Consider the following 20,658-nt stretch of genomic DNA (forward strand, 5'->3'; position numbering starts at 1 on the left):
GCGGCATGGATCGCAAACGCTTCAGTCCGGCCGAGGTTGCGGGCGCTCGGGGAGGCCGAGGCCTCATAGGGGCAGGACCGCCGCCGCGAGGATCGGACCGGGAAGCCCGTCCTCGTCCATCGCCTGGAGAAGCACCGCGGAGCCGGTCTCGCCGCCTTCGGCGCCCGCCAGGGCGGCGACGGGCAGGTCCAGCTCGATCGACTTGCCGTTCATCTTGCCCACCACCTGCCAGTCGCGGACCGAATGGCTGTTGACCAGATCCCGGCCGGCATTGTCGCCGCGCTCGACGCTCGTGACCGTGCTTTCGCGATAGGTGACGAGGATGAGGACGATCTGGCCGTGGCCTTCGGCCTCGGGCGGCGCGTCCGCCTCGATGTGAAGCGTCGATCCGATCCGGGACAGGCGCAACTCGGCGGCCCGGGAGCGTTCGGGAAGCGCGTCCAGCGCCAGCGCGGCATCGACCGAGGGGCGTTCGAGCGGCTCGATGTCGTGCTCGCCGTTGACGATCATCTGCGGCGTGAAGACGGACCGATGGCCGATCGCCTTGGCGTATGCCTTCTGGCGCTCCGAATTGCGCTGCGATCCGAGCGGGTCCTTCCAGCCGATATAGTCCCAATAGTCGACATGGTAGGAGAGGGTCAGAAGGCGCTCGTTCGCAGCCAGCTCCGTCAGCGTCGCATCCGCCTGCGGGCAGGAGGCGCAGCCCTGGCTGGTGAAGAGCTCGACGACCCCGTCGATCGAACGCGAGGACGCGACCCTGTCGGGTTCGAGGGGAGGCTCGGCCTTCGAGGCGGGAGCGAGGAGACAGAGCGCCGCGAGCGCGAAGGCGGCCGGCGCCCAGAGGAGGCGACGGAGGCGCGACGGGCTCGGGCCCGTAAGGCGCTTCGCTTGTTCTCGGCTCATCAGGCAAGCTTAGTATGCGGACCGGGCTGCCGACCAGTCAATTGACGGTGACGGGAGGCGCGCGAACCGATGCGCGCCTCCCGTCTCTCGATTACGCGGCCAGCTTGCGCAGCACGTAGTGCAGGATGCCGCCGTTTCGATAGTAGTCGAGCTCGTCCAGCGTATCGATGCGGCAGAGCAGCGGGACGCTCTGCTTGGAGCCATCGGCGCGTTCGATCACGGCGTCCATCCGCTGGCGCGGCTGGACCTCGGTCAGGCCCTCGATGGTGATCTTCTCGTCACCCTTGAGACCCAGTGACTTCCAGGACGTGCCTTCCTCCGCGAAGACGAAGGGCGCGATGCCCATGCCGACGAGGTTGGAGCGGTGGATGCGCTCGAAGCTCTCCGCGATCACGGCGCGCACGCCGAGCAGCATCGTGCCCTTGGCCGCCCAGTCGCGCGAGGAGCCCGAGCCGTACTCCTTGCCGGCCAGGACCACGAGCGGCACGCCCTCCTCCTGGTAGCGCATCGCCGCGTCGTAGATCGGCAGTTGCTCACCGGACGGGAAGTGCTTCGTCACGCCGCCTTCGACGCCGTCCAGCATCTGGTTCTTGATGCGGATGTTGGCGAAGGTGCCGCGCATCATGACCTGATGGTTGCCGCGACGCGCGCCGTAGGAGTTGAAGTCCACCGGGCGGACCTGGTGGCTGACGAGATACTCGCCCGCCGGGCCGTTCGCCTTGATCGAGCCGGCCGGGGAGATGTGGTCGGTCGTGATCGAGTCGAGCAGGAGCGCCAGGATGCGCGCGCCGTGGATGTCCTCGACGGGCTTCGGCTCCATGCCCATGCCCTCGAAGTAGGGCGGGTTCTGCACGTAGGTGGAACGGTCGTCCCAATCGTAGGTGAGGCCGCCCGAGACGTCGATCTTGCGCCAGTGCTCGTCGCCCTTGAAGACGTCCGAATAGCGGGTCTCGAAGAGGTCGCGCGTCACCGTCTTGCGGACGATCTCGGCGATCTCCTGCGTGGAGGGCCAGATGTCCTTCAGATAGACGTCGTTGCCCTGGCTGTCCTTGCCGAGCGAGTCCTTGGTGACGTCCACGAACATCGAGCCGGCGATCGCATAGGCGACGACGAGCGGCGGCGAGGCGAGGTAGTTCGCCCGCACGTCCGGGTTCACGCGGCCCTCGAAGTTGCGGTTGCCCGACAGCACCGAGACGGCCACGAGGTCGTTCTGGTTGATCGCCTCGGAGATCGCCTCCGGCAGCGGGCCGGAATTGCCGATGCAGGTCGTGCAGCCGTAGCCGACGAGGTTGAAGCCCATGGCGTCCAGATCCTTCTGGAGCCCGGCCTTCTCGAGATACTCGGTCACCACTTGCGAGCCCGGCGCCAGCGAGGTCTTCACCCAGGGCTTGGGCTTCAGGCCCTTCTCGGCCGCCTTGCGGGCCAGAAGGCCGGCGGCGACGAGCACGTTCGGGTTCGACGTGTTGGTGCAGGAGGTGATGGCCGCGATCACGACGTCGCCGTCGGCGATGCCGTGGTCCGCGCCCTTCACCTCGTAGCGCGAGGTCTCCGGCGTCTGCCCGGCCTGGTTCGCACCCTCGGCCATGTAGCGCGCGTCCTCGGCGGACTTGGCCACGGCGGACTGCTTGCGCCCGCCCTGGAGCTCGGCCAGCGCCTTCTCGAACTGCGAGGCGGCGTCGGTCAGCGCGACGCGGTCCTGCGGGCGCTTCGGGCCGGCCAGCGAAGGCACGACGGTCGAGAGGTCGAGCGAGAGCGTGGACGAGAAGACCGGATCCTCGGCGCCGTCCTCGCGGAACATGCCCTGCGCCTTGGAGTAGGCTTCGACGAGCGCGATGCGGTGCTCGTCGCGGCCGGTCGCGCGCAGATAGGCGATGGTGTCCTTGTCGACCGGGAAGAAGCCGCAGGTCGCGCCGTATTCCGGCGCCATGTTGGCGATGGTCGCCTGATCCTCGAGCGTCAGGTTCGACAGGCCGGGGCCGTAGAACTCGACGAACTTGCCGACGACGCCGTGCTTGCGCAGCATCTGCGTGACGGTCAGGACGAGGTCGGTCGCCGTCGTGCCCTCCGGCAGGCGGCCTTCCACGCGGAAGCCGACGACCTCGGGGATGAGCATGGAGATCGGCTGGCCGAGCATGACCGCCTCGGCCTCGATGCCGCCGACGCCCCAGCCGAGGACGGACAGGCCGTTGACCATGGTCGTGTGCGAATCGGTGCCGACCAGCGTGTCGGGATAGGCGACGGTCTCGCCGTTCTCCTCGCGCGTCCAGACGGTCTGCGACAGATATTCCAGGTTCACCTGGTGGCAGATGCCGGTGCCGGGAGGAACGACGCGGAAGTTCTGGAAGGCTTCCTGGCCCCAGCGCAGGAAGGTGTAGCGCTCGCCGTTGCGGTCGTACTCGACCTTCACGTTCTTCTCGAACGCGTCCGGCTGGCCGAAATAGTCGACCATGACCGAGTGGTCGATGACGAGGTCGACCGGCACCAGCGGGTTGATCTTTTTGGGGTCGGCGCCGAGCTTCTGCGAGGCGTCGCGCATGGCGGCGAGGTCAACGACGGCCGGAACGCCCGTGAAGTCCTGCATCAGGACGCGCGCGGGGCGGTAGGCGATCTCGTGGCCGGCCGAGCCGCGATCCTCGACCCAGCGGACGGCCGCGCGGACGTCGTCGGCCTTGACCGTCCGGTTGTCCTCGTTGCGCAGGAGGTTCTCCAGGAGCACCTTCATGGAGAAGGGCAGGCGCGAGGCGCCGGTCAGCCCGTTCTTCTCGGCTTCCTTGAGGTCGTAATAGACGTAGTCGCGACCATCGACGGTCAGAACCTTGCGGCTCTTGAAGCTGTCCGGATGCGTCTCAGACATGGGCTCTCATTCCTTCCCGAACCAAGTGGTGTCCGAAAGGCGAACGCCCTGCACGCCCTGGCCGAGTGGCCCGGGCTGCCGGAAGATGCGGGTACGACCATTTCCGCCCGTCCGCCTCGCGGCCTTTGTGAAGGCCACATGAGATCGGCGCTATGACATCCGCGCCGGTCGCTGGCGTGGTTGGTCGCCTTATAGGCAAGTTTGTAATCGCTATAAAGGGGTCTGGACGCCCTCGTATACAAAAACGCGGGGTCGATGGATCGGCCGCCGCCCGCTCCCTTGCCTTTCGCTTCATCGACCAACAAGAAGGGCCCATGGAAACGTCCGGAGCGACGATCGTAACGGCATGGCCGCAGTCCGGATCATCTGCGAGAGACTGGCGACGGGGCGCTCAGGCGAAGCCCTGTCGCAGCCGCTGGACCTGACCCTGTCGGCCGGGGAGGCCCTGGTTCTGACCGGGGCGAACGGCAGCGGCAAGTCCACCCTCCTGCGGACGCTCGCCGGCCTCCTGCCGCCCTTCTCCGGCTCGGTCCGCATCGAGGGCGCGCTCGCCTCCGACGGCGAGCCCGCCGTGCGCATCGGCGAGGCGGCGCACTATCTCGGGCACCGCAACGCGTTGAAGGCCGGACGGACGCTCCGGGACAATCTCGCCTTCTGGCACCGGCATTTGGGTGCGCCGACGAGAGAGACCGAACGAGACGTCGCGAGGGCGCTGGAGGCAGTCGGGCTCGCTTCGCTCGCCGAGCTTCTCGTCGGCCATCTCTCCGCCGGTCAGCAGCGCCGCGCGGCGCTCGCCCGGCTCCTCCTCGTCCGCCGACCCGTCTGGCTTCTGGACGAGCCGACCGGCGCCCTCGACGAGCGCTCGCGCTCGCGCTTCTCCGCCATGGCGCAGGCTCATCTGGAGAGCGGCGGCCTCCTCGTCGCCGCAACCCACCAGCCGCTCGGCATCGAGGCCCGCGCGCTCGACCTCTCCGCGCCCGCAAACGTCGCGATGCAGCCGGTGAGGGTCTGATGGCGGCGCTCTTCCTGCGCGATCTTCGCGCGCATCTCTCCGGCGGGGCGGCGACGGGCCTCGTGTTCTTCCTCGCCCTCGTCGCGACGCTTCCCTTCGCCGTCGGCCCCGATCTGCCGCTTCTGGCGCGCGTCGGGCCGGGCATCCTCTGGGTCGGCGCGCTTCTCGCCACGCTCCTCTCCCTCGACCGGCTGTTCCAGGCCGACCGCGAGGACGGGACGCTCGACCTTCTCATCATCGGCCCGTCGCCGGTGGCGCTCTGCGTTCTCGCCAAATGCGCCGCGCTCTGGTGCGGGGCGGTGCTGCCGCTCGTGGCGGCCAGCCCCGTCCTCGGCCTGTTCCTGGCGCTGGAGCCGAAGGCGCTCGCGGGCGTCGCGCTCTCGCTTCTCCTCGGCACGCCCGCCCTCGTCTTCATCGGGGCCGTCGGGGCCGCGCTCGCCGTCTCGCTGCCGCGCGGCGGCCTGCTCGTCTCCGTCCTCGTCCTGCCGCTCGCCATCCCGGTCCTGATCTTCGGGGTCTCCGCCGCGCGCGGCCTGAGCGAGCCGGGCGTGCCCTTCGCGGCGCCCCTGATGATCCTCGCCGCGCTTTCCCTCCTCTTCGCGGTCATCGGCCCCCTGGCCGCCGCCGCCGCGCTCCGCGCCCTCGACGACTGAAGGACCGACGATGCCCCTGCCGGACGGATACGAACTGCGACGCGAGATTCCCTCGATCGAGGACTTCCGCCGGCTGCGCGAGATCACCGGGCTCTCGACCAAGACGGAAGAGGCCGCCGCGCTCGGGTTGCCGAACTCCTGGGCCTCGGCCGTGATCGTCCGGGACGGGCGCACGGTCGCCATGGGCCGCGTCATCGGCGACGGGGGCTGCCATTTCCAGATCGTCGACATGGCGGTGGAGCCGGGCGAACAGGGGCGGGGGCTCGGCAAGGCGATCTTCGCCGCCCTGATGGAGGAGCTGACCACGCGCGCGCCGAAGAGCGCCTATGTCAGCCTCATCGCCGACGGCGACGCGCACCATCTCTACGCGCAGTTCGGCTTCCAGCCGGTGATGCCGGCCTCGATCGGCATGGCGCAGTGGATCGGCGGCAAGCCGCCGCGCTCGCCGCTCGCGCCGCAAGCGTCGTGACCCGCGCCTCGATTGCGGGCGGAACGAAGAGGCAGCAGAGCGCCGTGCGCCCGTTCGGAGGCACAAGGGTCGCTCCAACTCTTTGAATCTGCGCATCAGGCTTTCCGAAAATCGATTCCGATTTTCGGGCCGATGCTGTAGAACGCCTCGCATGAGCGACATCGCCGCAAAAGGCTGGAGCGTTTCAGCGCTCGCCAACCCGACACGCTTCATGGGCCTGTCGGGCACGGTGCAGCCCTATGCCTACGGTCTGGCGCTCCTCGTCCTCGCCGCCGGCGTGACGCTCGGTCTCTCGGTCCCGCCGGACTACCAGCAGGGCTCGACGGTGCGGATCATGTTCGTCCACGTGCCCTTCGCCTGGGCCTCGATGATGGTCTGGGCGGTGATGAGCGTTTCGGCGCTCGGCGTGCTCGTCTGGCGCCATCCGCTGGCCGAGGTCGCGATCAAGGCCGCCGCGCCGATCGGCGCGGTCTTCACCGCGCTCGCGCTGTTCACCGGTTCGGTCTGGGGTCGGCCGATGTGGGGCACGTGGTGGGTCTGGGATGCCCGGCTGACGAGCGTCTTCGTCCTCTTCCTCATGTATCTCGGGCTGATCGGCCTGACGCGCGCCTTCGACGATCCGGCGCGCGCCGGACGACCCTCGGCGATCCTCGTTCTCGTCGGCCTCGTGAACCTGCCGATCATCAAGTTCTCGGTCGACTGGTGGAACACGCTGCATCAGCCGGCGAGCGTTCTGCGTGTCGCCGGCCCGGCCATGCCGGCGGTCTATCTGACGCCGCTGCTCCTCACGGCCTTGGGCGTCTCGCTCATGTTCTTCGCCCTGCATCTGACGGGCATGCGCACCGAAATCCGCCGCCGTCGCATCCATGCGCTCTCGCGCCGCGCCGCGCGCGGGGTGGAGGGCTGACGATGGCCGATCCCTATCTCGCCTATGTGGCCGCGGCCTACGGCGTCTCCGGCCTCGCGCTCGTGGCGCTGGCGGGATGGGTTCTGATCGATTCCCGCGCGGCCAGGCGACGGCTGGAGCGGCTCGAGGCCGAGCGAAGGAGGCCGCGGCCTTGAGCGCCGGCGACGAGGCCCCGGCGCGTCGGCGCCGGCCCATTCTCGCACTTCTGCCGGTCGTCGTCTTCGGCGCGCTGGCGGTCCTCTTCCTGACGCAGCTGATGTCGGGCCGCGACCCGCAGGCGCTGCCCTCCGTCCTGATCGGCCGGGAGGCGCCGCCCACGAGCCTTCCCGCGCTCGACGGCCTCGACCGGCCGGGCCTGAACCTGCCCGAGGGCGGCACCGGCCGACCGGTGCTCGTCAACGTCTTCGCGTCCTGGTGCGGCCCCTGCCGCGTCGAGCATCCGGCCCTGATGGCGCTGGGGGAGGACCCCCGGCTCGATCTCGTCGCGATCAACTACAAGGACCGGCCCGAGCAGGCGCTGGACTTCTTGACCGAACTCGGCAATCCCTTCGCCGAGGTCGGGGTGGACGGCACGGGCTCGGCGACGATCGACTGGGGCGTCTACGGCGTGCCGGAGACCTTCCTGGTCTCGCCGGACGGCACGATCCTGTGGAAGCACACCGGCCCCTTGTCCGACAACTCGATCCGCGACGGGCTGATGCCGGTGCTGGACGGAGCCCTCGCGCCCGCCTCCTAGACGCAGAACGAGAAGATGCCGTCGCGCCAGATGTCGGCGCCGTGCGCGTCCCAGGCCCAGAGGCCGAGGACGATGGCGAGGACGGCCGCGCCGTGGAGCAGGACCGAGGTCCGCTTCGAGACGATCATCGCGCACCCTCCATCGAAAGCCGAGCCAGCGGCGCGTCCCGGATCGGCCAGTTGACGAGCCCCGCGATGATGGCGAGCGCGATCGAGGCCGTCCAGGCCCAGTCGTAGGAGCCCGTCCAGGCATAGGCGAGGCCGGCGCCCCAGGCGCCGAAGAAGGCGCCGATCTGGTGGAACATGAAGACGATGCCGAAGAGCGTCGAGAGATAGCGAACCCCGAAGATCTGGCCGACGAGCCCGCTGGTCAGCGGCACGGTGCCGAGCCAGAAGAAGCCCATGGCGCAGGCGAAGAGCGTCGCCGAGAGCGGCGTGAAGGGGAGAGCGAGAAAGATCGCCATCGTCACCGCGCGCGCGAGATAGATGAAGCAGAGCACGTACTTCTTGCGCAGCCGGTCGGCCGACATGCCGAAGACGTAGGAGCCGAAGATGTTGAAGAGCCCGATCAGCGCCAGGGCCCGCGCGCCGATCGAGGGATCGAGCCCGCTGTCGGAGAGGAAGGCCGGAAGATGCGTCGCGACGAAGGCGACGTGGAAGCCGCAGACGAAGAAGCCGATGTTGAGAAGCCAGAAGCCGGAGTGCCCGCCCGCCTCGCGCAGCGCCTCGCCGAAGCTTTGCGCGGGGCCTGCGTTGGCCTTGGCGGCGGGGCGGCCGGAGATGCCGATCGCGAGCGCGGCCATGGTGGCGGTGAGGCCGGCGAAGATCATCAGAGTCTCGCGCCAGCCGAACTCGGCGATCAGCCCCTGCGCGACGGGAACGACGAGGAACTGGCCGAAGGAGCCGCCGGCGGTGACGATGCCGGTGGCGAGCCCGCGCTTCTCGGGCGGAACGGCGCGGGCCGCCGCGCCGATGACGACGACGAAGGTGACGCCCGTCATCGCGAGGCCCGTCAGGAAGCCGATGGTGATGTTGAGGCCGAGCGCCGAGCCGCTGTAGGCGCCGAGCGCAAGCGCCGCCGTATAGAGCAGCGCGCCCGCCGCCGCGACGCGGCCCGCCCCGTGCCGGTCCGCCAAGGCGCCGACGAAGGGCTGGGCGAGGCCGAGGATCAGGTTCTGGATGGCGATGGCGAGCCCGAAGGCCTCGCGGCCGACGCCGATGTCGAACTCGATCGGGCGCAGGAACAGCCCGAAGGACTGGCGCACGCCCATGGCGATGGTGACGATGGTCGCCGCGCAGGCAAGCACGATCCACGGGCTGCGGACGAAGGTCTGTGGCGACATGGGCGGGTGGCCGTTCCAAAAGCGGGAACCTGGACCATATTCCGGTTTCGTCCGCTGCGCGAGGCTCTAAGTGAGCCGAACGAGTCCGGACCTGTTCGCCTTTCGTGCTTGATTCGCCCCGTGATTCGGCGTTACCCGAATCGCATGCCGATCGTGTCCCCCATTCCTCACGAGCCACTGGTCGACGGGCGTCAGTCGGCACGGGCCATGATGGTCCGCCGAGGCGTCCAGCGCCTTCTGATCGCGCGGCGCGTCTCCGCGCTTCCCGAGTTTCCGCTCGTCTCGGGGCGGCGGGCGGATCTCATCTGCCTGTCGGAGAAGGGCGAGTTCACGATCGTGGAGATCAAGACGTCGATCGAGGACTTCCGCGTGGACCGCAAATGGCCGGAGTACCGGCAGCATTGCGACCGGCTGTTCTTCGCTACCCATCCCGGCGTGCCTCCGGACATCTTCCCGGAGGAATGCGGGCTGATCGTCTCGGACGGCTACGGCGCCGAGCTCCTGCGCGAGGCGCCCGAGCATCGGCTGGCGCCCGCGACGCGCAAGGCCCTGACGCTTCGCTTCGCGCGCATTGCCGCCGACCGGCTGCAGCAGGCCGAATGGGCGGCGAACCCGTACATGACCGGGCTCGTCGAGGAGTGAGTCATGTCCGGCCGAAGCGCAATCGCTTCGGCGTCGGACGATGCGATCCGGGTCGGCCTTCAGCGCGGTGCGCGCTTGGCGAGGATGCGCTGGAGCGTACGGCGATGCATGGAGAGGCGCCGGGCCGTCTCCGAGACGTTCCGGTCGCACAGTTCGTAGACGCGCTGGATGTGCTCCCATCGCACGCGGTCGGCCGACATCGGGTTTTCGGGAAGATCGATCTTCTCGCCCGGCGTCCGGTTCAGCGCCGCGACGATCTCGTCCGCATCGGCCGGCTTGGCGAGATAATCGACCGCGCCGAGCTTCACCGCGCGCACGGCGGTCGCGATGTTGCCGTAGCCCGTCAGCACGACCGCCTTGGTGTCGGGGCTGCGCGTCTGGAGCGCCTCGACGATCTCCAGACCGTTGCCGGCGCCGAGCCGCATGTCGACCACCGCATAGGACGGGGGGTCGGAGGCAATGGCGGCCAGTCCTTCGGGAACGTCCTCGGCGGTTCGCACATGGTAGCCGCGGGTTTCGAAGGCCCGCGCCAGTCGCGTCAGGAAGGCCTTGTCGTCGTCGACGAGGAGAATGGACTGATGGGCGGCGGACGCGCCGGACTCGAATCTGGAACCGGCGGTCGCCTGCTGGGCAAGGCTCATTGGTCAGCGTCCCTTGTTTTCGACCAAGATGGGAATTTCGGTGGCCGTGATCAACGTCTTTCGGGCGTGCCGGCTCACGCGGAACGGAGCCGGCGCCCTATTGCGCGGGAAGCGCGTCGCTGGCTTCGACCGCCTCGAGCCGGCGCGCGCCCGCCCGATCGGTGGCCGGCAGGGCCAGCACCTCGCGCGGCCAGGCGATCTCCACACGCGCGCCCCTCCCGGCCTCACGCGGACGGTTGCCGAAGTCGATCGAGGCGCCGGAGCGTTCCAGAAGCGTCTTGGCGATGAAGAGCCCGAGGCCGAGCCCGCCGCCGGACGAGCCCGTCGGACGTTCCCGGCGAGAGAGATAAGGGTCGCCGATCCGCGCCAGCGATTCGGACGAGAAGCCCGGTCCGTCGTCGGTGATCGTGATCGTCACGCGCTCGGCCGTCCAGCGGGTCTCGACGAGGACGCGGCCTCGAGCGAAATCGACGGCGTTCTCGATGATGTTGCCGAGACCGTAGGAGATGCCGGCGTTCCGGCGGATCGTCGGCTCCTCGCCCTGGCGTTCGCGGATCACGGTGTCCACCTCGATCCCCATGTCCAGATGCGGCGAGACCGCTTCGTCGACGAGCGAGGTCAGGGCCAGCTGCGCCATGTGCTCCTCCGAGGAGGAGGGGAGGCTGGAAAGGCGCCTGAGGATGTCGCGGCAGCGCTCGGACTGCGCGATGAGGAGATCGATGTCCTCGCGCATCGGATCGCCCGGCGGCGAGGCCCGGCCCATCTCCTTGGCGACGAGCGAGATGGTGGCGAGCGGCGTGCCGAGCTCGTGCGCGGCCGCCGCCGCCAGCCCGTCCAGCGCGGAGAGGTGCTGTTCGCGCTGCAGGACAAGCTCCGTCGCCGCCAGCGCGTCCGACACGGCCCGCGCTTCGGCCGCGACGCGATAGACGTAGACGGTGGCGAAGAGGATCGTCGTCACGAGCGAGAACCACAGGCCGCCGAGATAGATCGCGGGCAGATCGAGCGAGTGGCCCGGAATCCAGGGTAGCGGCAGGTGGACGAAGGTGAGGACGCTCGCCGACGCGATCGCGACTAAGGACAGGCCGACCACCGTGATCGCCGGCTGCGTCGCGGCGGCGACGATCGCCGGCAGGATGAGGAAGAGCGCGAAGGGATTGGTCAGACCGCCGGTCAGGAACATCAGGCCGGAGGGCTGCAGCACGTCGAAGAGCAGGATCAGTCCTGCGGTGCGCGAGGACAGCCGGTGGCTGTGGCGGAAGCGGAGCGTCAGGGCGACGTTCAGCGCCGCCGAAAGGGCGATCAGGCCGAGGCAGGCGAGGACGGGGTAGGGGAACCACAACCCCCAGGCGACGAAGATGCAGGCCGCGACCTGCCCGGCCACGGACACCCACCGCAACCGCACCAGGGTCGCCGCGCGCATGCGCTGGCTCTCCCTGACGGGCGACACGAGGCGCCCGAGCGCGGAACTCCAGGAGGGGGCGACGGCAAGGCTCGACATGGGGACTAGAAGTAGATGCCGTAAGCCTTTCGCACAGAGGCTCGCGACCGGGACGTCGGCCTGGCTCGTCAAATTCGTGCGTGACGTGGCGGGCCGAAATCGGCAAAGGGGAGATCGACTTCGGGAGGACGAGGGCCGGGATTGGATATCGTCGACACCATCGCAGCCTTGCGCGCCGCGCTCGAACCGCACCGCCGGGCGGGCCGCTCGATCGGGCTCGTCCCGACCATGGGCTATCTCCACCATGGCCATATGGAGCTGGCGCGCCGGGCGCGGGCGGACAACGACATCGTCGTCCTCACGATCTTCGTGAACCCCACGCAGTTCGGCCCGAACGAGGATTTCTCGTCCTATCCGCGCGATCTGGATCGCGATCTCGCGCTCTGCCGCGAGAACGGCGTCGATCTGGTCTTCGCGCCCGGCGTGGCGGAAATGTATCCCGAGCCGATCGAGACGCATGTCGAGGTCGAGACCCTGTCGGACATTCTGATCGGCGTGCAGCGGCCCGGCCATTTCCGGGGCGTGGCGACCGTCGTCTCCAAGCTCTTCAACATCGCCCAGCCGACCCGCGCCTATTTCGGCGAGAAGGATTTCCAGCAGCTCGCCGTCATCCGCCGCATGGTGCGCGACCTCTGCGTTCCGGTCGAGATCGTCGGCGTCGCGACCGTCCGAGAACCGGACGGGCTGGCGGCCTCCTCGCGCAATGTGCGCCTGTCGCCGGAGGACCGTGCGAGCGCTTCCGTCGTGCCCGGCGCGATGGACCGGGCGGCGCGGCTGGCCGAAAGCGGCGAGCACGATCCGCAGGCCATCGTCGCGGCGATGGCTCGGCATCTCGCCGGGGAGCCGCGCGCGAGCGTGGGTTCGATCGACATCCGCGACGCCGAGACGCTGGGGCCGATCGACCGGCTGGGGGAGCGCGACGCGGTGGTGCTCGTCACCGTGCGTTTCGGCGCCGTCCTTCTGATCGACCAGTGTGTCCTGCCGGCGAAGCGCGGAGCGGGAACGGGGTCATGAGCGCGCGTGCCACGCAGAAGCGCCTGACGGCGCCGCAGATCTTCGCGCGCAAGGGCGGCGAGCCCATCGTCTCGCTGACCGCCTACAGCGCCACCACGGCGCGGCTCGTCGATCCGCATTGCGATTTCATCCTCGTCGGCGACAGTCTCGCCATGGTCGAGCACGGCATGGAATCGACGCTCGGTGCGACGCTGGAGATGATGATCCTGCACGGCGCTGCCGTCATGCGCGGTTCGGCGCAGGCCATGGTCGTCGTCGATCTTCCCTTCGGCTCCTACGAGGCCGGGCCGCAGAAGGCCTTCGAGAGCGCCGCACGGGTTCTCGCGGAGACGGGCTGCGCGGCGGTGAAGCTGGAGGGCGGCGAGCGCATGGCGGAGACAATCCGCTTCCTCACCGCCCGTGGCATTCCCGTGATGGCCCATATCGGCCTGACGCCGCAGTCGGTCATGGCCTTCGGCGGCTTCAAGACGCAGGGGCGCGAGCGCGCCGCCTGGGACGGCGTCCTGGCCGACGCGCGGGCCGTATCCGAGGCCGGCGCCTTCGCCGTGGTCGTGGAGGGCGTCGTCGAGCCCCTGGCCGCGCGCGTCACCGCCGAGATCGCGGCGCCGACGATCGGCATCGGCGCCTCCGCTGCCTGCGACGGGCAGATTCTCGTTCTGGAGGACATGCTCGGCTTCAACGAGAAGGTGCCGCGCTTCGTCCGAAAATTCGGCGATCTCGGGACCGCAGGGGAGGCGGCGATCGCCGCCTACGCGGCCGCCGTGCGGAACCGGAGCTTTCCGGGTCCCGAGAACGTCTACCAGCCGAAGGATTAGGTCCCGCGCGGTTTGGCGCGGGCCGTGGCGGGCGCGGTCGCCGGGTCCTCCGGCCAGGGATGCCTCGGATAGCGCCCGCGCAGATCGGCCCGAACATCCCGCCACGAGCCCGACCAGAAGCCCGGCAGGTCGCGCGTCACCTGGATCGGCCGATGGGCGGGCGACAACAGCTCCAGCGTCAGGGGCAATCGACCGCCCGCGACGCTCGGATGGCGGGTGAGGCCGAACAGCTCCTGAACCCGGACCGGAAGGATCGCATGCCCGCTTTCGTAGCGGATCGGCAGGCGCGAGCCGGTCGGCGCGGTGAAGTGGGAGGGCGCGGCGCGGTCGAGTTCGCCCGCAAGGCCATGCGGCAGGCGCGACATCAGACCCTCGCGCACGGCGGCGCCCGGAATGTCGGCGATGCGCGATGCGCCCGGCACGAAAGGCCCGAGCCATTCCGGCAGCGTGGAGGCGAGCGTCGCCTCGTCGAATGCGGGCCAGGGCTCCCCGATCTCGGTCGCGAGGAAGGCGAGGCGCTGCAGCAGGCGTTCGGTCTCCTTGTCGTCCAGAACGACGCCGAGGCCGAGCCTGGCGATGCCGTCGAGAAGCGCGGCGAGGACCGCGTCAGGTGAGGGATCGCGCAGCGGAACCTCTTCGAGCGTGGCGCGGCCGATGCGCCTCACCAGCCGCGCGCGCACGGACCGACTGGCCGCGTCGAAGGCGACGCGACGCTCCTCGACGATGCGGTCGCCGCCGATCTCGGCAAGGCCCTCCGGCGACAGGGCGGCGGCGGACAGGATGCGGGGCTGGCGCGCCTGCCCCTGCAGCTCGGCCACGACGACGAACCGTTCGCGCGACAGAGCATGGGTCTCGTCCAGCGCCCCGCCGCGCCCGTTGGCGAGGACATAGGCGCCCCGCGCGCCTCTCTGGACGGCGATTCGGTCCGGATAGGCCAGCGCCAGCAGCGCGCCCGTCTCCCGTGTCTCGATCCCGTCCGCCGGTCCGCCCGAGGCGATCCGCGAGGCGAGGCCCGCGGCCGCCTTGGCGCGGGGGCCGCGATCGGCGCGCCAGCGCCGCAGGCGCTCGTCGAGGTCTGTGTCGGTTCCACCGAGGCCCCGCTCGGTCAGGAGGACGGCGATCTCGGCGGCATGCCGGCGCGTGGCTCCGGGCGCGGCGCCCGTCACCATCCGCGCGAGGCGCGGCGGCAGAGCCAGCGCGCGCATGGCCGTTCCGCTCGGCGTGATGCGGCCGTCCTCGTCGAAGGCGCCGAGATCGGTCAGGAGCGCGCGCGCCTCCGTCAAGGCCGGCAGAGGCGGCGGGTCGAGAAAGGCGAGGTCGCGCGGGTCTGCGACGCCGAAGGCCGCGCAGTCGAGGAGAAGGCCGGACAGGTCGGCCGAGAGGACCTCCGGCGGGTCGAACGCGTCGAGCGCGTTTTCCTGCGCCGCGCGCCAGAGCCGGATCGAGACGCCGGGCTCGGTTCGTCCGGCGCGCCCGGTCCGCTGGGCGGCGCTGGCGCGGGACACGCGGGCGGTCTCCAGCCGGGAGAGGCCGGTGGATGGCTCGAAGACAGGCCGGCGCGCTAACCCCGAATCGACGACGACGCGAACGCCTTCGATCGTCAGCGACGTCTCGGCGATGGAGGTGGCGAGCACGATCTTGCGCGTGCCCGCTTCGGCGGGGCGCACCGCGCGGTCCTGGGCACCCGCCTCCATCGCGCCGAAGAGGGGCGCGAGGATCACGCTCGCGGCGATGCGCGGGGCCAGGCGTTCGGCGGTGCGCTCGATCTCGCGCTGGCCGGGCAGGAAGGCGAGGATGCTGCCGGTCTCCGAGGCCAACGCGTCGAGGATGGAGCGAGCCATCGCGTCCTCGATCGGCTCTACGGGATCGCGGTCGACATGCCGGATCTCGACCGGAAAGGCTCTGCCCTCGCTCTCGATCACCGGAGCGTCCAGAAGGCTGGCGACCCTCGCGCCGTCGAGCGTCGCCGACATGACGAGGAGCTTCAGATCCTCCCGCAGGGCCGAGCGGACGTCGAGTGCCAGGGCGAGGCCGAAATCGCCCTCCAGCGAACGCTCGTGGAACTCGTCGAAGAGGACGGCCGAGACGCCGGCCAGCTCGGGGTCCGCGAGGATCATCCGCGTGAAGACGCCTTCGGTCACGACCTCGACGCGCGTCGCCTTCGAGACGCGCGTGTCGAGCCGCATGCGCCAGCCGACCGTCTCGCCGACGCTTTGCCCAAGCAGCGACGCCATGCGCGAGGCGGCGGCGCGCGCGGCGAGGCGCCGGGGCTCGACGAGAAGGATGCGGCCGTCACCGATCAGGTCGCGGCGCAGGAGATCGAGGGGCACGAGCGTGGTCTTGCCCGCGCCGGGCGGCGCGACGAGCACGGCCATGCCGCCCGTCTCCAGTGCCTGCGCCAGCGCGTCGAGAATGTCCGTGACGGGAAGGCGGGGGAGGGGCGGGAGAGCTGTCGAAAGATCAGCGGTCATAGTGGAATCGGCAAGCTGCGATCTCCAAAGCCTGCTCGCTCCCCGAACCACGAACCCTGTAAACGAGACGATGCTCGCTTGTGATCCTCCTGGACCACCAGCCTTTGAGATTTCCAGCTAGAGGTTCCGGCTTGCCGATACCTTTGAAAGGCACCCTCGAGCAGCTACGGATGAGCTCGTTCAGACGCTCCAGCTCGGCCCCGCCTTTTGAGAGCCAGAACTGGTAGTCGTCCCAAGCGGTCTCGGAAAAGACGATCTTCACTGGTCGACGAGCTGGCGCTCCGAGCCTCTTCCGGCATCGAGCTGCGCAATCGAAATCCGCAGTCTTTCCGCGTTCGACGCGTTTGAAAGAAGGTGTAAGGTTTCGCGCAGCGAGTGCAGCTCGGAAAGGGGAAGAACCGCCATCGGCTCGTCGCCGGACCGGATCACGACGACCTCCTCCCGATCCTGCGAAGCGCGGGTCAGATGCTCTTCGAGATGGGCTCTGAAGTCTGAAAGAGTGACCTCGGTCATCCGGCGCCTCGTCGGTTGTCGACCATGGGTGGAATATCGGAGGTCGTCGACGTCCGGTCAACGCCCGAATCCCGTTCGCTTCCGTCTGCCGCATGGGCTAAGAGGGCGGCCACGCACGATGTTTCGGGCAGAGGAGTTCGGTGATGTCGCAAACCGCCGCGCAGGAGCGCAAGACGCTGGTTCTCACCGGAGCCTCGCGCGGCATCGGCCATGCGACGGTCAAGCGCTTCTCGCGCGAAGGCTGGCGGGTCATCACCTGCTCGCGCCAGGACTTCGCGGAGAACTGTCCCTGGCCCGCGGGGCCTGAAGACCACATCAAGGTCGATCTCTCGGACCCCGAGGACGTCGGCTACGCGACTTCGGAAATCCGCCGCCGGCTGGAGAGCGACGGCTCGCGCCTGCATGCGCTCGTCAACAACGCCGCCATCTCGCCCAAGGCCGAGAAGGGCGCGCGGATGGACTCCATCCACACGCCCATGCATGTCTGGCGCGACGTCTTCCAGGTGAACTTCTTCGCGCCGATCATGCTGGCGCGCGGTCTCTACAACGAGCTGGCCGCGGCGCAGGGGTCGATCGTCAACGTCACCTCCATCGTCGGCAGCCGCGTCCACCCCTTCGCCGGCACCGCCTATGCGACCTCCAAGGCCGCGCTCTCCTCGCTGACGCGCGAGATGGCCGCCGATTTCGGTCCCGCCGGCATCCGGGTGAACGCCATCGCGCCCGGCGAGATCGATACGGCGATCCTGTCGCCCGGCACGGAGAAGATCGTCGAGACGATCCCGCTGCGCCGCCTCGGCCTCACCTCCGAGGTCGCCGACATCATCTTCTTCCTGTGCTCGGGCCAGTCCTCCTACGTCACCGGCTCCGAGATTCACATCAACGGCGGCCAGCACGTCTGACCGTCTCGAAGGGTCAGCTTCGGCGCGCTCCGAGGGCCGCCGCCAGAAGCGCCGCGCCGGAGAGCGCGAAGGAGAAGCCGAGGAAGAGGCCGATCGCCACGACGGCGGTGCCCGGCAGGCCGACGACCAGGAACACCGCCAGGGCGATGTTCAGGGCGGCGGACAGATAGAGCAGCGTCGAACGGCCGTTCGCATGGTGCATCGCGCGGGCGAAGGCGAAATTGGCGAAGGCCGAGAGCAGGAAGAAGACCGCGATCAGAACGGTCAGCGAGACCGCGCCCGCGAAGGGGTCGAACAGGACGACCAGCCCGAGCAGCAGGATCAGGACCGAGAACAGGATCCCCGACCGCCGGCCCGCCAGGCCGCGCATGGAGAAGGCGCCGACGAGGCCGAGAATTCCGGCGCTGACGAGGAGAGCCCCGAAGAAGATCACGGTGACATAGGTCGCCGCGAAGGGCGCGGCGACGGCGATCAGCCCCAGCACCAGTTGCACCGCGCCCTGAATGGCATAGGCCTTCCAGTATTGGTGGACGTGGTGGCGGATGTCCGCCTCGGTCGGCGTCAGCTGGGGTCCGTTCGGTTCGATCGACATGGCGCTCGGCGCTCCTTCTCACGCCGGCCTGTCCGCCGGCGACCGAAACGGTAGGACGGTTCGGGCATGGACGCTATCGACGTCAGGGCGAGTGCGACGATGCTCCCCAAGGATCGGCTAGCGCGCTGCCGCTTCCTGCGCCCGCCGGTAGACCCAGACGCGGGCCGGCGGAAGGTTTGCCCAGACGACGGGCGAGGAGGAGGTGGCGTAGCGGGCGGGGTCGGCGCGGATCGGCGGAACCCAGGAATAGGAGAGCTGCGTCAGGTTTCCGCCCGGCATGATGCGCTCGAAATAGTGGTCGAGCAGTTCCCGGCGGCGCTCCTGCGGGAAGCGGACGATCGGGATGGCGAAGAGGATCGAGGCGAAGCGCTCGCCCTCGCGGCCCGCCAGCGTTTCGGTCAGGTCGAGCCCGTCCCCGCAGATCACGTCCACCTCGGGGAAACGCTCGGCCAAAGCCTTGGCGAAATCCTTGTCGAACTCGATCGAGGTGATGCGGGACGGCTCGACGCCGGCGCGCAGAAGCGCGCGGGTGACGACGCCGAGACCCGCACCGAGCTCCAGGATCGGACCGTCGAGATGGGTCGTGGACTGAGCCACCATCTCGTCGCAGTAACGAGGGGAGGAGGCGGCGATCGCACCCATGGCGCCGGGATGGCGCATCCAGGTTCCGAAGAACTTCACCCAGTCGCCCTTGTGCCGGCCTTCCGCTTCCCCGGTCATCCGCTTGGCCTCGGCCATCTCGACGCGTCTCCTCAAGCTTTCGGTTGATCGTTCGGCGGCCGGCGAGCCTCTACGCGCGCAGGCGTCGATAGACGAGCACGCGCGCCGGCGGCAGATTGAGCTTCACCCAGGGAGCGGTCTCGACGCGCGCGCCGATCCGTTCGGCCCGCACGGGCAGAGTGGGCGAATAGGTGAACTGGATGAAGGGGGCGCCGACGGGCATCCGGGAAAGATGGTTGCGCAGCGCGGCCTCGCGCTCGGCCTCGCCCCGCGCCATCAGAGGCAGGCTGGAGACGACGGCGGCGATCGGACGGCCGTTCAGCGCCTTCGCGAAGGCCTCGCCCGGCTGGTAGGCGTCGCCCGGAACGATCGTGGCGCCGGGAAAGCGCTGCGCGAGCAGCGCGCAGAAGTCCGGCGAGTATTCCAGGAGGACCAGACGCTCTTCCGGCAGTCCGCGCTCGAGCAGCGCCCGCGTCATCACGCCGGTGCCGGGACCGAGCTCGACGACGACGGCATCGGGGTCGATCCGGTCCGGCACCCGCTCGGCCATGGCGCGGGCCAGCGCCCTGGACGAGGGAAAGACCGCTCCGACCTTCAGCGGATCCCGGAGCCAGGTCCGAAGGAAGCTGCCCTGGGTCCGGTGTTCGACCGGAGCCTTCGTGCAGGTGTTCGAGCGGGATCGAAGCGTCATCCGTTCTCCTCTCGGACGGACCGGCGCGATGCCGAAACCCCGTTCCTCACCGTCGGTACGGGCCCGGCGGGCCGGGTCGCTTCTCCCTTATGCCCGTATCAGGCCCGCGTGTCTCCGAGCCCTTCGAAGAATTCGCGCATCCGTGATAGGAAACCGGCCGATTGGGGCGAATTGTCGGAGGAGGAGATCTCCTCGAACTCCTCCAGAAGCTCGCGCTGGCGCCGCGACAGATTCTGCGGCGTCTCGATCGTCACCTGGATGAAGAGGTCGCCCGTCTGGGCCGAGCGCAGCACCGGCATGCCCTTGCCGCGCACGCGGAACTGCTTGCCCGACTGCGTGCCTTCGGGAACCTTCACTCGCGTCGAGAGCCCGTCGAGGGTGGAGACCTCGAACTGGCCGCCGAGCGCGGCGGTCGTCATGGAGATGGGGACCTTGGCGAAGAGGTCGGCCCCGTCGCGCTGGAAGAACTCGTGCGGGCGCACCGACAGGAAGATGTAGAGATCGCCCGCCGGACCGCCGCGAAGGCCCGCTTCGCCCTCGCCGGCGAGGCGGATGCGCGTTCCGTCCTCGATGCCGGCGGGAATGTTGACCGACAGGTCGCGCTCCTCGGGCAGGCGGCCTTCGCCGCCGCACTTGTCGCACGGGTCGGTGATCGTCTCGCCCCGGCCCTGGCAGGTCGGGCAGGTGCGCTCGACGGCGAAGAACCCTTGAGCCGCGCGGATGCGGCCCGCGCCGCCGCAGGTGGCGCAGGTGCGCGCCGCCGTGCCGGCCTTGGCGCCGGTGCCCGTGCAGGCGTCGCACTGGATCGTCGTCGGCACGCGGATTTCGGCGGTCTTGCCGGAGAAGGCCTCCTCCAGCGAGATTTCCATGTTGTAGCGAAGGTCGGACCCGCGCTCGCGGCCGGACGCCCCCTGAGGCCGGCCGCGCCGCTGACCCATCATCTCGCCGAAGATGTCGTCGAAGATGTCCGCCATGGAGGCGGAGAAGTCGCCGCGGAAGCCGCCACCGCCGCCGCCGTTCTGGAAGGCGGCATGGCCGAAGCGGTCGTAGGCCGCGCGCTTCTGCGGGTCCTTCAGGCACTCGTAGGCCTCGCCGATCTCCTTGAAGCGGCGCTCGGCCTCCGCGTCCCCGGGGTTGCGGTCCGGGTGGTACTGCATCGCGAGCTTGCGGAAGGAAGCCTTGAGGGTCTTCTCGTCGCAGTTCTTCGCGACGCCGAGGACTTCGTAATAGTCGACCTTGACGGACAAAGCTCTTTGCTCTCGGCGTGTGTTATCAGACGTCGGCGA

General features: G+C 69.4%; 23 protein-coding genes. 10 read left to right on the forward strand and 13 right to left on the reverse strand.

Annotation, left to right across the window (positions count from 1 at the left end):
* Positions 1–63: 63 nt before the first annotated feature.
* Together AC6R2M_RS01610 and acnA are read right to left on the reverse strand one after the other, a co-directional pair.
* Positions 64–903, reverse strand: a complete 840-nt coding sequence (locus AC6R2M_RS01610) for a DUF1223 domain-containing protein (protein ID WP_500484839.1) — start codon at positions 901–903, stop codon at positions 64–66.
* 91 nt (positions 904–994) lie between these two features.
* Complete coding sequence (gene acnA, locus AC6R2M_RS01615; RefSeq protein ID WP_500484841.1) at positions 995–3,757, reverse strand: aconitate hydratase AcnA; 2,763 nt, start codon at positions 3,755–3,757, stop codon at positions 995–997.
* A 346-nt stretch (positions 3,758–4,103) separates the two neighbouring features.
* Here acnA and ccmA point away from each other — a divergent pair, with 346 nt between their 5' ends.
* The 6 genes from ccmA (at position 4,104) to AC6R2M_RS01645 (ending at position 7,534) form a co-directional block, all read left to right on the forward strand.
* A complete protein-coding gene (gene ccmA / locus AC6R2M_RS01620; protein ID WP_500484843.1) occupies positions 4,104–4,769 on the forward strand; it encodes a heme ABC exporter ATP-binding protein CcmA in 666 nt (221 codons plus the stop codon).
* A complete protein-coding gene (gene ccmB, locus AC6R2M_RS01625) occupies positions 4,769–5,422 on the forward strand; it encodes a heme exporter protein CcmB (protein WP_500484845.1) in 654 nt (217 codons plus the stop codon). The genes ccmA and ccmB overlap by 1 nt, the downstream gene beginning before the upstream one ends.
* A gap of 10 nt (positions 5,423–5,432) precedes the next feature.
* On the forward strand, positions 5,433–5,891 hold the full coding sequence (locus AC6R2M_RS01630; protein ID WP_500484847.1) for a GNAT family N-acetyltransferase: 459 nt from the start codon (positions 5,433–5,435) through the stop codon (positions 5,889–5,891).
* Positions 5,892–6,042: 151 nt separating this feature from the next.
* Positions 6,043–6,798, forward strand: a complete 756-nt coding sequence (locus AC6R2M_RS01635) for a heme ABC transporter permease (RefSeq protein ID WP_500484849.1) — start codon at positions 6,043–6,045, stop codon at positions 6,796–6,798.
* Between the two features lie 2 nt (positions 6,799–6,800).
* The gene (gene ccmD / locus AC6R2M_RS01640) at positions 6,801–6,953 is read left to right on the forward strand and encodes a heme exporter protein CcmD (protein ID WP_500484851.1); all 153 of its coding nucleotides are present in this window, start codon (positions 6,801–6,803) and stop codon (positions 6,951–6,953) included.
* Complete coding sequence (locus AC6R2M_RS01645) at positions 6,950–7,534, forward strand: DsbE family thiol:disulfide interchange protein (protein WP_500484853.1); 585 nt, start codon at positions 6,950–6,952, stop codon at positions 7,532–7,534. Before ccmD ends, AC6R2M_RS01645 begins: the two co-directional genes overlap by 4 nt.
* On the opposite strand, the gene AC6R2M_RS01650 is transcribed toward AC6R2M_RS01645, so the two are convergent.
* Together AC6R2M_RS01650 and AC6R2M_RS01655 are read right to left on the reverse strand one after the other, a co-directional pair.
* The gene (locus tag AC6R2M_RS01650) at positions 7,531–7,662 is read right to left on the reverse strand and encodes a hypothetical protein (RefSeq protein ID WP_500484855.1); all 132 of its coding nucleotides are present in this window, start codon (positions 7,660–7,662) and stop codon (positions 7,531–7,533) included. The two genes, AC6R2M_RS01645 and AC6R2M_RS01650, sit on opposite strands and share 4 nt — an antisense overlap.
* Complete coding sequence (locus AC6R2M_RS01655; protein WP_500484857.1) at positions 7,659–8,876, reverse strand: MFS transporter; 1,218 nt, start codon at positions 8,874–8,876, stop codon at positions 7,659–7,661. Before AC6R2M_RS01655 ends, AC6R2M_RS01650 begins: the two co-directional genes overlap by 4 nt.
* Before the next feature lie 144 nt (positions 8,877–9,020).
* Here AC6R2M_RS01655 and AC6R2M_RS01660 point away from each other — a divergent pair, with 144 nt between their 5' ends.
* Positions 9,021–9,518 carry an MmcB family DNA repair protein gene (locus tag AC6R2M_RS01660; RefSeq protein WP_500484859.1) on the forward strand — a complete coding sequence of 166 codons (498 nt, stop codon included), beginning with the start codon at positions 9,021–9,023 and terminating at the stop codon, positions 9,516–9,518.
* Between the two features lie 59 nt (positions 9,519–9,577).
* Here the strand turns inward: AC6R2M_RS01660 and AC6R2M_RS01665 are convergent, their stop codons facing one another.
* Positions 9,578–10,159: an ActR/PrrA/RegA family redox response regulator transcription factor gene (locus AC6R2M_RS01665; RefSeq protein WP_500484861.1), complete on the reverse strand. Its 582-nt coding sequence runs from the start codon at positions 10,157–10,159 to the stop codon at positions 9,578–9,580.
* Positions 10,160–10,256: 97 nt separating this feature from the next.
* Positions 10,257–11,657, reverse strand: a complete 1,401-nt coding sequence (locus tag AC6R2M_RS01670) for an ActS/PrrB/RegB family redox-sensitive histidine kinase (protein WP_500484863.1) — start codon at positions 11,655–11,657, stop codon at positions 10,257–10,259.
* Positions 11,658–11,798: 141 nt separating this feature from the next.
* On the opposite strand from AC6R2M_RS01670, the gene panC reads away from it, so the two are divergent.
* Positions 11,799–12,671: a pantoate--beta-alanine ligase gene (gene panC, locus AC6R2M_RS01675; protein WP_500484865.1), complete on the forward strand. Its 873-nt coding sequence runs from the start codon at positions 11,799–11,801 to the stop codon at positions 12,669–12,671.
* Complete coding sequence (gene panB / locus AC6R2M_RS01680; RefSeq protein WP_500484867.1) at positions 12,668–13,486, forward strand: 3-methyl-2-oxobutanoate hydroxymethyltransferase; 819 nt, start codon at positions 12,668–12,670, stop codon at positions 13,484–13,486. The genes panC and panB overlap by 4 nt, the downstream gene beginning before the upstream one ends.
* Here the strand turns inward: panB and hrpB are convergent.
* The 3 genes from hrpB to AC6R2M_RS01695 are packed head-to-tail and all read right to left on the reverse strand — an operon-like array spanning position 13,483 to position 16,470.
* The gene (gene hrpB / locus AC6R2M_RS01685) at positions 13,483–15,957 is read right to left on the reverse strand and encodes an ATP-dependent helicase HrpB (protein ID WP_500484869.1); all 2,475 of its coding nucleotides are present in this window, start codon (positions 15,955–15,957) and stop codon (positions 13,483–13,485) included. The genes panB and hrpB overlap by 4 nt on opposite strands.
* Positions 15,947–16,219, reverse strand: coding sequence for a Txe/YoeB family addiction module toxin (locus tag AC6R2M_RS01690; protein ID WP_500484871.1), 273 nt, complete (start codon positions 16,217–16,219; stop codon positions 15,947–15,949). Before AC6R2M_RS01690 ends, hrpB begins: the two co-directional genes overlap by 11 nt.
* Positions 16,216–16,470 carry a type II toxin-antitoxin system Phd/YefM family antitoxin gene (locus AC6R2M_RS01695; RefSeq protein WP_500484873.1) on the reverse strand — a complete coding sequence of 85 codons (255 nt, stop codon included), beginning with the start codon at positions 16,468–16,470 and terminating at the stop codon, positions 16,216–16,218. Before AC6R2M_RS01695 ends, AC6R2M_RS01690 begins: the two co-directional genes overlap by 4 nt.
* Before the next feature lie 143 nt (positions 16,471–16,613).
* Between AC6R2M_RS01695 and AC6R2M_RS01700 the strand changes: the two genes are divergently transcribed.
* Positions 16,614–17,369 (forward strand): SDR family NAD(P)-dependent oxidoreductase, encoded by a 756-nt coding sequence (locus AC6R2M_RS01700; RefSeq protein ID WP_500484875.1) that lies wholly within the window; start codon positions 16,614–16,616, stop codon positions 17,367–17,369.
* A 13-nt stretch (positions 17,370–17,382) separates the two neighbouring features.
* On the opposite strand, the gene AC6R2M_RS01705 is transcribed toward AC6R2M_RS01700, so the two are convergent.
* The 4 genes from AC6R2M_RS01705 to dnaJ all read right to left on the reverse strand — a co-directional run bounded on the left by AC6R2M_RS01705 (position 17,383) and on the right by dnaJ (position 20,619).
* A complete protein-coding gene (locus AC6R2M_RS01705) occupies positions 17,383–17,961 on the reverse strand; it encodes an HdeD family acid-resistance protein (protein ID WP_500484877.1) in 579 nt (192 codons plus the stop codon).
* Positions 17,962–18,078: 117 nt separating this feature from the next.
* On the reverse strand, positions 18,079–18,717 hold the full coding sequence (locus AC6R2M_RS01710) for a class I SAM-dependent methyltransferase (RefSeq protein WP_500484879.1): 639 nt from the start codon (positions 18,715–18,717) through the stop codon (positions 18,079–18,081).
* A 34-nt stretch (positions 18,718–18,751) separates the two neighbouring features.
* On the reverse strand, positions 18,752–19,372 hold the full coding sequence (locus AC6R2M_RS01715; RefSeq protein WP_500484881.1) for a class I SAM-dependent methyltransferase: 621 nt from the start codon (positions 19,370–19,372) through the stop codon (positions 18,752–18,754).
* A gap of 98 nt (positions 19,373–19,470) precedes the next feature.
* Complete coding sequence (dnaJ, locus tag AC6R2M_RS01720; protein ID WP_500484883.1) at positions 19,471–20,619, reverse strand: molecular chaperone DnaJ; 1,149 nt, start codon at positions 20,617–20,619, stop codon at positions 19,471–19,473.
* Positions 20,620–20,658: the final 39 nt, after the last annotated feature.

Source organism: Aureimonas sp. CAS (assembly GCF_059838215.1).